The sequence below is a fragment of the Pokkaliibacter plantistimulans genome, assembly GCF_003194385.1.
GTDB classification, from domain to species: Bacteria; Pseudomonadota; Gammaproteobacteria; order Pseudomonadales; family Balneatricaceae; genus Pokkaliibacter; species Pokkaliibacter plantistimulans.
The window spans coordinates 1-11,967 of sequence record NZ_LAPT01000092.1; the positions used below are offsets into that span (position 1 = coordinate 1).

Annotated in this window: 8 protein-coding genes and 2 pseudogenes; 5 read left to right on the forward strand and 5 right to left on the reverse strand. The window is 56.3% G+C overall.

The window, feature by feature from the left end; translation table 11 throughout:
• Positions 1 to 279 precede the first annotated feature (279 nt).
• The 4 genes and pseudogenes from WH50_RS27285 to guaB all read right to left on the reverse strand — a co-directional run.
• Positions 280 to 849 (reverse strand): annotated as a pseudogene (locus WH50_RS27285) (IS3 family transposase); the annotation flags it as partial.
• A pseudogene (locus WH50_RS27290) lies at positions 846 to 1,118 on the reverse strand (transposase); the annotation flags it as partial. The pseudogenes WH50_RS27285 and WH50_RS27290, both read right to left, overlap by 4 nt.
• A gap of 449 nt (positions 1,119 to 1,567) precedes the next feature.
• Positions 1,568 to 3,148 carry a glutamine-hydrolyzing GMP synthase gene (gene guaA, locus WH50_RS18055; RefSeq protein WP_104156619.1) on the reverse strand — a complete coding sequence of 527 codons (1,581 nt, stop codon included), beginning with the start codon at positions 3,146 to 3,148 and terminating at the stop codon, positions 1,568 to 1,570.
• Positions 3,149 to 3,329: 181 nt separating this feature from the next.
• Entirely contained in the window at positions 3,330 to 4,799 is a 1,470-nt protein-coding gene (guaB, locus tag WH50_RS18060; protein WP_110188721.1) for an IMP dehydrogenase, read from the reverse strand.
• A gap of 219 nt (positions 4,800 to 5,018) precedes the next feature.
• Between guaB and xseA the strand changes: the two genes are divergently transcribed.
• The 5 genes from xseA to WH50_RS18085 all read left to right on the forward strand — a co-directional run bounded on the left by xseA (position 5,019) and on the right by WH50_RS18085 (position 11,018).
• On the forward strand, positions 5,019 to 6,419 hold the full coding sequence (gene xseA / locus WH50_RS18065) for an exodeoxyribonuclease VII large subunit (protein WP_110188722.1): 1,401 nt from the start codon (positions 5,019 to 5,021) through the stop codon (positions 6,417 to 6,419).
• A gap of 383 nt (positions 6,420 to 6,802) precedes the next feature.
• Positions 6,803 to 7,111 (forward strand): ArsR/SmtB family transcription factor, encoded by a 309-nt coding sequence (locus WH50_RS18070; protein WP_104156622.1) that lies wholly within the window; start codon positions 6,803 to 6,805, stop codon positions 7,109 to 7,111.
• A gap of 109 nt (positions 7,112 to 7,220) precedes the next feature.
• The gene (locus tag WH50_RS18075; RefSeq protein ID WP_110188723.1) at positions 7,221 to 8,279 is read left to right on the forward strand and encodes an alkene reductase; all 1,059 of its coding nucleotides are present in this window, start codon (positions 7,221 to 7,223) and stop codon (positions 8,277 to 8,279) included.
• A gap of 566 nt (positions 8,280 to 8,845) precedes the next feature.
• A complete protein-coding gene (locus WH50_RS18080; RefSeq protein WP_110188724.1) occupies positions 8,846 to 10,282 on the forward strand; it encodes an ATP-binding protein in 1,437 nt (478 codons plus the stop codon).
• A gap of 46 nt (positions 10,283 to 10,328) precedes the next feature.
• The gene (locus WH50_RS18085) at positions 10,329 to 11,018 is read left to right on the forward strand and encodes a response regulator (protein WP_110188725.1); all 690 of its coding nucleotides are present in this window, start codon (positions 10,329 to 10,331) and stop codon (positions 11,016 to 11,018) included.
• Between the two features lie 73 nt (positions 11,019 to 11,091).
• Here the strand turns inward: WH50_RS18085 and WH50_RS18090 are convergent, their stop codons facing one another.
• The gene (locus tag WH50_RS18090) at positions 11,092 to 11,856 is read right to left on the reverse strand and encodes a DeoR/GlpR family DNA-binding transcription regulator (RefSeq protein ID WP_110188726.1); all 765 of its coding nucleotides are present in this window, start codon (positions 11,854 to 11,856) and stop codon (positions 11,092 to 11,094) included.
• Between the last annotated feature and the right edge of the window lie 111 nt (positions 11,857 to 11,967).

The following is an 11,967-nucleotide window of genomic DNA, read 5'->3' on the forward strand; positions in this document are numbered from 1 at the left end:
CTATTAACCCAGAGAATGACCCACTTGCTAAAACATCGAATAAGCTAAAACTCCACAACTAAACCTATTTTTTCGTATCTGCCTGCCAGTACCTTACTTAAAGCGGAAGTGTAGTGGCTCAATGATTTCGGACACTCAGTAAAGCGTTATTCTAACGCGCTCAGTGAGGTGCCTTGTTTATGAGCAAACGTCGTCAGTCCTTTACTCCAGAGTTCAAGCTGGAGGCCGCCGCGTTAGTGACCGAGAAAGGCTAGGCGGATTCAACCGGTCGCCGCAACACTGGTCAGAGTGAAACATCAGCTGCTGCGGGCAACCTCGCGACTTGTAGGCCACGCGTAACGCGCGCGTTGTGAGCTGCGAGTCAGGTCGATTGGACAGCGCCCAACCGACGATGCGTCGTGCATACAAATCCATGACGGCTGCCAGGTAGATCCAGCGATTACCCGCCCAGATGTATGTCACATCACCGCACCAAACTTGGTTGGGGCCGCTCACTGTAAATTGCCGATTCAGTGTATTGGCCGCAATGGTGCTTTCATCATCGGCCTTGCGGTAGCGATGCTTGCGACATTGCGAACTGAATAGTCTGGCTTCTTTCATCAGGCGCCCAGCCAGAAAACGGCCAACCTGCACGCCCTGCATTCGCAGCGCTGCCGATAATGTTCTAGCTCCTGCGGAACCTCGACTTTTTGCATGAAGCTCGGTAGCAAGATGACGCAAAGCAATTCGCCTGCGATCAACTCGGCGACGGCGCTTACATGCTTCGTAAACGCTGCTGCGCTGCACATCAAACACCCGGCACAGTTCGGCTCGTGGATACTGCTCACCCAATACCTCGATCAGCGCTACTGATCGAGGGAGTCCGACATCAAGAGAGCGGTAGCCTTTTTTAGGATCTCTTTCTCCCGTTCCAGGCGTCGAACCTGGGCCTCCAGCTCCTGTATGCGTCTTTGCTCAGAAGCCAGGGCCTTGCTGCGTGCCGGCGTAGTGCCGCCTCGCTCACTGCGCAGTTGCTCTACCCAGCGACGCAATGCAGTCGGGCCTACACCTATCGATTTGCAGGCTTCAGGAACGGAGTACCCCTGATCCAAAACCAGGCTGGCTGTTTCGAGTTTGAAATCTGTACTGAATTATCTTCTGGTCACGCAAACACCTCATGGTTGAGGCCAAGCTTAACGCCCTATCGGGGTGTCCAGAATCATTAGAGCCGCAACACTTGTCCTAAGGTTTGAGATTTCGAAAGCTTGGTATCGGTGACATGGCTTCCACTATTTCCATGAAAAAATACCATGCTCTGAAAAGCACGGAAAAATGGGGTCTACCCCCATTAAAACCGGGCCTTTAGGCCAACTCGATACCATGCCAACACTGAAGCAAAGGACATGGTATTGAGCGTCATGCATGGCTTTAGATGCAGTCAATACCCCGTACCATGCCACACAAACACCGTGCTTGGCGATGCAGAACGCTACCCGAATTTGCCAGACCCAAAAAGCCAAAAGCCCGCAATTACACGGGCTTCAGGGCATTTTTTGCTAGATCGTGCCGGGCAGTGCCGGACGCGTGATCATTCCCACTCAATGGTCGCTGGTGGCTTGCTCGATACGTCATAGGTGACACGAGAAACCTGAGCGATTTCGTTGATGATGCGGCTGGAGACGGTTTCCAGCAGCTCATAGGGCAGGTGCGCCCAGCGTGCGGTCATAAAGTCGATGGTTTCTACCGCGCGCAGCGCGATAACGTACTCATAACGACGACCATCACCTACCACACCCACTGATTTCACCGGCAGGAACACGGCAAAAGCCTGGCTGGTCTTGTGGTAGAAGCCTGAGCGATGCAGCTCTTCGATAAAGATCGCATCGGCTTCGCGCAGGATGTCGGCGTATTCTTTCTTCACTTCGCCAAGGATACGCACGCCCAGACCTGGGCCGGGGAACGGGTGACGATAGACCATGTCGTATGGCAGGCCCAGTTCCAGACCGATGCGGCGCACTTCGTCTTTGAACAGTTCACGCAGGGGCTCGACCAGCTCGAACTTCATGTCTTCAGGCAGGCCACCCACGTTGTGGTGAGACTTGATGACATGGGCCTTGCCAGTCTTGGCAGCGGCAGATTCGATCACGTCAGGGTAGATGGTGCCCTGAGCCAGGAACTTAACGTCCTGCAGCTTGGCTGCTTCATCGTCAAACACGTGAATAAAGGTGTTACCGATGATTTTGCGTTTCTTCTCAGGATCCGCTTCGCCCTGCAGCAGGCCCAGGAACTGCTCTTCTGCATTGACGCGGATAACCCGTACGCCCATGTTGTCGGCGAACATTTTCATGACCTGATCGCCTTCGCCTTTGCGCAGCAGACCATGGTCAACGAATACGCAAGTCAGCTGCTCACCAATGGCACGGTGCAGCAGTGCAGCAACAACAGAGGAGTCAACACCGCCTGACAGGCCCAGCAGCACCTTCTGATCACCAACCTTGGCGCGTACCTGAGCAATGGCATCATCGATGATGTTGGCCGCGTTCCACAGCGCTTCGCAGCCGCAGATGTCTTTGATAAAGCGGCTCAGAATGCGGCCACCCTGTTTGGTGTGGGTCACTTCAGGGTGGAACTGCACGCCGTAGAAGTTCTTGGAGGGGTGGCACATGGCAGCAATAGGTGCGCTTTCAGTCGCGGCGACTGTATGGAAACCTTCAGGCAGCTCAACCACTTTGTCGCCGTGGCTCATCCACACGTCCAGCATCAGCGAGCCGTTGTTGGCGATATGGTCTTCGATACCGTCCAGCAGGCGACTTCCGCCTTCAACGATACGTACCTGAGCATAGCCGAACTCACGCTTGTCAGAGCTGGCAACCTTGCCGCCCAGCTGCTCGGCCATGGTCTGCATACCGTAGCAGATGCCCAGCAGGGGGATGCCCATGTCGAACACGCCAGCAGGAGCACGGGGCGAACCCAGCTCAGTCACAGACTCGGGGCCACCGGCAAGGATGATACCTTTAGGGTTGAAGGCACGAATCTCATCTTCGGTCATGTCGAATGGATGAATTTCGCAGTACACACCGATCTCACGAACACGACGCGCGATCAGCTGAGTGTACTGGGAGCCGAAATCGAGAATCAGCATCCGTTGGGCATGAATGTCGACTGCCATAACTTATCTCCACAACTGCCCGATGAGGGCTAGCTGAAAAAGAAAAATGGGGCTGGAAACAGCCCCACCTTTACACTGTCAGAATTTACGACTGAGCAGGCAAACCACTCAGCCCTGAATACGACCCAAGTCACCTGCGCCGGGGCAGCACCTGCATGCCCTCCCCTGCTTTCAGGTGGTATCAACCCATACGGTAGTTGGGTGCTTCCTTGGTGATAGTCACATCGTGTACGTGGCTTTCGTTGATACCGGCATTGGTGATGCGCACAAACTGTGGCTTGGTACGCATTTCATCAATGTTGGCACAACCGGTGTAGCCCATGGAGGAACGCAGGCCACCCATCAGCTGGTGAACCACTGCGGCCAGCGGGCCCTTGCAGGGAACGCGACCTTCGATACCTTCCGGCACCAGCTTTTCAACACCGGCTTTGGCATCCTGGAAGTAACGGTCAGAAGAGCCCTGAGACTGAGACATGGCACCCAGTGAGCCCATGCCACGGTAAGACTTGAAGGTACGGCCCTGGAACAGTTCCACTTCACCGGGCGCTTCATCGGTACCGGCCAGCAGACCGCCGACCATGACCACGCTGGCACCAGCAACGATGGCTTTGGCCAGATCACCAGAGAAACGGATACCGCCGTCAGCAATGACGGGGATACCTTTTTCCTGCATGGCTTCTACCACGTTGGCCACCGCACTGATCTGCGGAACGCCTACGCCAGCGATAATACGGGTAGTACAGATAGAGCCTGGGCCGATACCGACCTTGACGCCGTCAGCACCTGCTTCAGCCAGCGCCAGTGCCGCTTCAGCAGTAGCAATGTTGCCACCGATAACCTGTACCTGCGGGAAGTTTTCCTTGACCCAGCGAACGCGGTCAATAACGCCTTTGGAATGGCCGTGGGCAGTATCCACCACGATCACATCCACACCAGCCTCAACCAGTGCCGCCACGCGGTCACCTGTATCAGCGCCGGTGCCTACCGCAGCGCCTACGCGCAGGCGGCCATCAGCGTCCTTACAGGCATTGGGGAAAGCTTCGGCTTTGTGCATGTCTTTTACGGTACGCATACCGCGCAGACGGAATTCATTGTCGACGACCAGCACTTTTTCGATGCGGTGCTTGCGCAGCAGGCCGATGACCACATCGTGTGCTTCACCTTCTTTTACGGTTACCAGACGCTCTTTGGGCGTCATGATCTTGGTAACAGGCGTATCCAGATTGTCTTCAAAGCGCACGTCACGGCTGGTCACGATACCAACCAGTTCGCCCTTGTCGACCACTGGGAAGCCAGAGAAGCTGTAGCGACGCACCATGGCCAGTACTTCACGCACGGTGGTTTCAGGGCTACAGGTAACGGGATCTTTCACCACACCGCTCTCGAACTTCTTCACTTTGCGGACTTCTTCCGCCTGCAGTTCGATGGTGAGGTTCTTGTGGATGATACCGATGCCGCCTTCCTGAGCCAGAGCAATGGCCAGACGCGCTTCGGTAACGGTATCCATGGCAGCGGACACCAGTGGGATGTTCAGGGTGATTTCACGGGTAAGCCGTGTCTTGAGGGTGACGTCCTTTGGAAGGACATCGGAGTAACCGGGCACCAATAGAACATCGTCAAAGGTGAGTGCTTCTTGAGCGATACGCAACATAGTCCGCCTGCCTGTATATCGAGGAGAGGGATTAAAAGAAGCGCCACATTATATCCCGATTTTCCCGGACGGCACAATCAACATCTGATCAGTTGCTACCCAGAAGACGGCATCCATGTGGGCGGTGAATGTGCCTTCTTGTGTGGTACGACAGCGCTGACTTCAAGTAGTGGCAATGAGCTGGTATGGTCGCCGGGTTGATCTCTCACGGAACCCATCATGTCTACCAGCACCAGTGCCATTCTCACCGTTAGCCAGCTAACCCATCAGGCCCGTCTGATTCTGGAGCAGGGCTTCCCCATGGTGGTGGTTGTCACCGGTGAGATTTCCAATTTCAGCAGCCCCGGCTCCGGCCACTGGTACTTCACCCTCAAGGATCATCAGGCGCAGATTCGCTGTGCCATGTTCCGCAATCGTAATCAGCTTTCCCGCTACCGTCCGCGCAACGGTGAACAGGTCAATCTTTATTGCCGCATCAGCCTGTATGAACCTCGGGGTGACTTTCAGGTCATTGGGGAACGGATAGAGCCTGCAGGGCTTGGCAGCCTGCAACAAGCCTTTGAACAGTTGCAGCAGCGACTCGGGGCCGAGGGGCTGTTCGCCCAGCAGCACAAACAGCCCATACCGACCCAGCCGCAGCAGATTGGTGTGATTACTTCACCGACGGGAGCAGCAGTCAGAGATATCCTGACCGTGCTCAAACGACGTTGCCCGGCCATTCCGGTTGAGCTGTTCCCGGTCGCGGTGCAGGGCAATGAGGCCGCCGGGCAGATTGTTCGTGCTATTCAGCTGGCTAACCAGCTGAATCAGTGTGATGTGCTGATCGTCGGTCGTGGTGGTGGTTCGCTGGAAGACCTGTGGCCGTTTAACGAAGAGATTGTCGCCCGCGCCATCTTCGCCAGCCGTATCCCGGTCATTTCTGCTGTCGGGCATGAGACCGATGTGACCATCAGCGATTTTGTTGCCGATCTGCGCGCCCCTACACCGTCAGCAGCGGCGGAACTGGTCGCCCCCGATCAGCAGGTGTGGGAGCAAAGGTTGACGCAGCTGCAGCGGCGCCTGCGGGATGGCTGGAGCCGACAGTTGCGCTCCCGCCAGCATCTGCTGCAACAGACTCAGCGTCGGCTGCGTGACCCGCGCCAGTATCTGCACACCCAGAAGCAACGACTGGACAACTACGAGCAACGCCTGCAGCGCTTGCAGCAGCGTCATCATGCCCAGCTGCGGCAACGTCTGCAGCAACTGCAGCACCGTCTGGAGTTTCAGGCACCGGCCAGACGCCTTGACCGCCAGCGTCAGCAGCTGCAGGACTTGCAGCAGCGCTTGCAACGCAGCATCAGTGACCGCCTGTTGCAGCAGCAACAGCGGGTTGATCAGTTGACCATGGCAGTCACTGACAGCGGCAATAAAAAGATCAGCACTGCACAGGAGCAGCTGCGCACAGTGATGCAGCAGCTGCATCTGGTCAGCCCGCTTGCCACCCTCGAACGCGGTTACGCCATCCTGCAGGACGAGCGTGGCCAGGTGATTCGCCGCGCCAGCGAAGTCAGGGAAGGTAATCAGCTGCTGGCTCGACTGGCTGAGGGACAACTTCACCTGACCGTTGATAAAAATAAATAAAAACCATTCTCATTAGCATTGACATCACCTCCCTGCTTTGCCACTATGGCCCACAGGAAACGCGATGCAGCTGTATTACACCATGATGTTCATGGCGTGCTGGTCACTGGTCGTTTTCTCTCATCAAAGCTAATCACGGTTCTTAGCCCCGCCCCATCGCGGGGCTTCTTTTTTCCGGCGTTGTATATCCCCTCGCTTACCGACACCTCTGCACGAGCTGCGCTGGCAGACTGCCCGCTGTTCTGCAATGGCCAGGTGCTGACGCCTTCCTCAATAAGAAACACTTAGACACAACTCGCGCCCTTTTAATTTCCAAAATCGACGATATTTATTTCGCCATATCGCGATATAGAGAAATACTCAGACACTGGTGAGCATGCCCCATGAACTCAAGCCCCGATATCGACGCCATCGTCAAGGCACTGGCCCACCCGGTCAGACGCCAGATACTGGCGTGGCTTAAGGAGCCTGAACACTGGTTCGCCACCCAGGCCACTCCACTGGAGCTGGGTGTTTGCGCAGGAATGATCTTCCAGCAGACCGGTCTGTCTCAGTCGACGACTTCAGCCCATCTGGCCGCCTTGCAGCGGGCAGATCTGGTCACGACCCAGAAGATCGGCCAATGGATCTACTTCCGGCGCAATGAACCGGTCATCCAGGCCTTTTTACAAACGTTCAGTGCCACGCTGTGAGCCCGGCACTGAACCATTGATGCGTTACTGAACGAGCGAACACCGAAAGAGGCTCCCCTGTTTCGGTGAAATGATGCTCTTTGATGGTAAGAAACGAGGAAAGTACCCCATGTCCGTATTGTTTGAATCTCTGCAAGTCGGCGCCCTGCAACTCCCCAACCGTATTGTCATGGCACCGCTGACCCGTTGCCGTGCCGATGAAGGCCGGATTCCCAATGCACTGATGGCGGAGTACTACACTCAGCGTGCCAGTGCTGGCCTGATCCTGACCGAAGCCACCTCTGTCACCCCCATGGGCGTGGGTTATCCCAACACTCCGGGGATCTGGAACGAGGCACAGGTACAAGGCTGGCGCCAGGTGACCGAGGCAGTACATGCCAAAGGTGGCCGTATCATGCTGCAGCTGTGGCACGTTGGCCGCATTTCTGACCCCATCTATCTCGACGGCGAATTGCCGGTCGCCCCCAGCGCTGTGCAGCCTGCCGGTCATGTCAGTCTGGTGCGCCCGGAAAAAGCCTTCGTCACTCCGCGCCCGCTGGCTACCGAAGAGCTGCCCGGTATTGTCGAGGCGTATCGTCAGGGTGCCATCAATGCCAAAGCGGCAGGATTTGACGGTGTCGAAGTGCACTCCGCCAACGGCTACCTGCTGGAGCAGTTCCTCGCTACCGGCAGTAACCTGCGCGATGACCAGTATGGTGGCTCGGTAGAAAACCGTGCCCGCCTGCTGATGGAAGTCACCGATGCCGTCATCAGTGTGTGGGGAGCGGATCGCGTGGGCGTTCACCTGTCTCCACGTGGCGATGCACACGATATCAGGCACAGTGATCGCGAAGCGGTGTACTCCTACGTCGCCCGTGAACTTGGCAAACGCAAGATTGCCTTTATCTGTGCCCGCGAAGCTGAGGGTGATGACAGTCTCGGCGCCAAACTGAAAGACCTGTTTGGTGGCGTCTATATTGCCAATGAAAAATTCACCGCCGCCTCCGCTGAAGCGGCCATTGAACGCGGTGTGACCGATGCAGTTGCCTTTGGCGTACCCTATATTGCCAACCCTGACCTGCCTGAGCGCTTTGCACAGGGAGCAGCGCTGAACGCACCCGATACCAGCACGTTCTATGGTGCCGGTGCAGAGGGCTATACCAGCTACCCAACGCTGGGTGCCAGCTGAGAAGCGGATTACGGTCCAGCCCGTTCAGCCGGGTGCAACACAAAAATTAAATGAAAATTATTATCATTAGCATTGACAGGAAAAGACTAGCTCCCTAGTATGCGTCGTCAGGGAACGCAATTACCCATGCCTCCACCCCTTCAGCAAGTTCGCTTGCTGCACATAGCCCGGCGGTCATAGGTTGTTTTCTCTCATCAAAGCTAATCACGGTTCTTAGCCCCGCTCTTGCGGGGCTTCTTTTTTCTGGTCCGCACCGTTTTCTGACGCAGTGTGCGGACGGCGCCAGCAAGTTTCACATTCCTTTCCTCATCCCCTCATTTCATCCTGTATGATGCACGACAACACATACTCGCCCGACCTTTCCCCCAATATGGAACGATTTGCAGATTTGTCGGTCAGATACGCCATCGGTAGGTTCCTGACTGCACATTTGTCTGAGCTTCACGGCCCCCTTAAAGCGCTCTGGTAGCTGTACTACGCGCGGAACCTCAGCAAGTCACAGAGGGTGGCCGCGCAGCAAGCCTGGGCATGATGACCGACCGATCAATCCTTTTCAGCGACGCGCCATGATCAACAGTCTGAAACTCAAAGTATTTCTGGTCCTGCTGGCGACCATCGCCGCTGTCGTGATGACAGCCTTTGTCGTATTCCAGTGGAGTTTTCAGCGCGGCTTTATCGACTATCTGCATTCACAGGAGCAGAGCCGCATCCAGCAGGTCACTCAGGAAGCCTGCCTGCTCTACAAACAGAGCAACTCCTGGACGCCGGTGGTAGACAATGCCGCCCTGTGGCGCCGCGTGCGCTACGCGGGCAATGTCGATGCCGACATTATCGTCAAGGCGCTGGACGACTATGAAAGCCGCACCAATGAGCCCCTGCCAGACTGGAGCAATGCCAGCCTCAATGACGGCGACACCCCCTTCGAAGCACGTCTTTCACTCTATGACCCACAAAAGAACTGGCTGACCGGCAGCAGCAATAACGAGCGCCCGTCAGACTTTTATCCCATCAGTTGTGAACACAAGCTGACAGGTTTTATCGGCGTGGTCATGAAGCCGGAAATGCTGCATATGCGCGATCAGGCTTTTACTGAGGAACAGACTCAGAGTTTTGTCATCCTTGCGCTGGTGACCGTGTTTATTGCGACGCTGGTGGCCTGGCCTGTGGCCCAGCGCCTGACCCGGCCCCTCAAGGCCCTGAGTAACGCCAGCCATAAACTGGCTAACGGCGAATACTCCATCCGCCTGAACAACCGCTCCAAAGATGAAATTGGCCGTCTGGCCAAGGACTTCAACCGCATGGCGCAGACCCTGCAGGAAAACGAAGAAGGCCGGCGTCGCTGGATGGCGGGGATCGCCCATGAGCTGCGGACACCGCTGGCCATCCTGCAAGGTGAGATCGAAGCCATTCAGGACGGCATCCGCCCTCTCAATCAGCAGAGTCTGGCATCACTTCACCATGAGACTCAGCAGCTCAAACGCCTGGTGGATGACCTGTACGAACTCGCGCTCAGTGACCGTGGCGTGGTCAGCTACCGCATGGAAGATATTGATCTGGTTGAATGTCTGGAACAAAGTGTGGAATCGAGCCGGCACAGCTTCGAAGAGAAGAATCTCGATCTGAGCCTCGATGTGGGCACCATTACCCATATTCCACTGAAAGCCGACTACCGCCGCCTGAGCCAGCTGTTTACCAATCTACTCAGCAACTCGACGCGCTATACCGACGCTCCCGGGCAATGTCGGGTCAGTGTGGCGGTCGCGGACGACTGGGCAGAGATTAACGTGATGGACAGCAGCCCCGGTGTCGAGCCGGAAAACCTGCCACGCATGTTTGAACGATTTTTCCGTGGTGAAGGTTCGCGTAACCGCGCCTACGGCGGCGCCGGCCTTGGGCTGAGTATCTGCCACAACATTGTGGAGGCTCATGGCGGCACAATTGAGTCACGCCCCTCACCCCTGGGGGGAGTATGGATACATGTGAAGCTCCCGCTGGATACCTGAATTACTGCAGAAACGACTATTTACTTAACTTGATTGGAGTGACGGGATGCCAAACAAAATTCTGGTCGTCGAAGATGAACCCAAGCTGGCCCAGCTACTGACTGACTATCTCAGCAGCTCAGGGTATGACTGCCGCCACATCGACAACGGTGATGAGGTGGAGGCCTGGGTCAAGGCCAACAGCCCTGACGTGATTCTGCTCGACATCATGCTACCCGGCAAAGACGGTCTGAGCCTGTGCCGTGATATCCGCATGTTCAGCAGCGTGCCCATCATCATGGTGACAGCACGCGTGGAAGAGATTGATCGTCTGATCGGTCTGGAAATGGGTGCCGATGACTATATCTGCAAACCCTTCAGCCCGCGCGAAGTGGTAGCCCGCGTCAAGGCCATTCTGCGTCGCCAGTCGCTGCTGGCCGAACCCAACAGCAGCGAAGCCCAGGAGTCCATCCTGACGCTGGACCCGCACAGCATGCGCGCAACCCATCAGGGCCGCCATGTGGAGCTGACGCAGGTGGAATTCCAGCTGCTGTCGGTGCTGTACCAGTCACCCGGCCGTATCTTTACCCGTGAGCAGATCATGCAGCGTATCTATGGCGATCACCGTATCGTCAGCGACCGTACCATCGACAGCCACATCAAGAAGCTGCGTCGCAAGATCGAGCAGCTGATCCCCAATACCCTGCTGATTCAGTCAGTCTACGGTGCCGGTTACCGTTTCGACCTGCCCGGTTAAGCCATACCACACGCCTGTCACGGCGGAGTTAAACAGCTCCGCCGAACAACTGCCCTCATTACCCAGCCTATTTTCAGTCTGTACCGGCGACCCGCCAGCGGTCGGCAGCAATAACCTGCTGCAACACGCCCGGTGCCGGCTGATCACAGATCACCAGATCAAAATCCGTGATATGCCCAACCTGACAGGTCGCCTCCTTCCCCATCTTGGTACTGTCTACCGCCAGAATACGGATACGGCAGCTCGCCAGCAGGGCTTCACGTGCCAGTACCTCATCGTCGTTGTAGTCGTACAGCGCGCCATCTGCGCCGATGCCTCCCACCGACACCACGCCGACATCGGCCCGATAGCGCTGGAAGAAACGTAACGCTTCGCCGCCGATCACATCCTGATCACGCTTGCGTACCCGCCCACCGGCGATGGTCAGTTCACAATCGGGATGCAGGCACAGATAGCGCAGCGCGTGCAGGTTATTGGTCAGCACATGCAGACCACGATGTTCCATCAACCCGCGGGCAACCTGCTCCACCGTGGTGCCAGTACCAAGAAACACCACCTGATAGTCCTCCAGCTGAGCCGCCACCGCCTGACCAATGCGCTGCTTACCCTCAATATTGAGAATTTCCCGCTGCTCAAAACTGATATTTTCGCGGCTGGGAAAGGGCGCCACCTGCCCGTGACGACGCAACAACAGCCCTTGTTCAGTCAGCCCGCGGATATCACTGCGCAGGGTCTGAATCGACACCCCGAACTGCTCCGCCAGCAGCTCCACACTGAGAGGGCCGGACTGGTTCACCTGATCGACGATGGCCCGTCGGCGCTGTTCCAGTGTCAACATCTGCTATCCCTCATCTCCTCAAGACTGTCTTTATATAAAACGAAAACAATTAACCAATCAAACGAAAGATAACATTCATAAAAATGTAAAAACCCTTCGCTAACCTCAGCA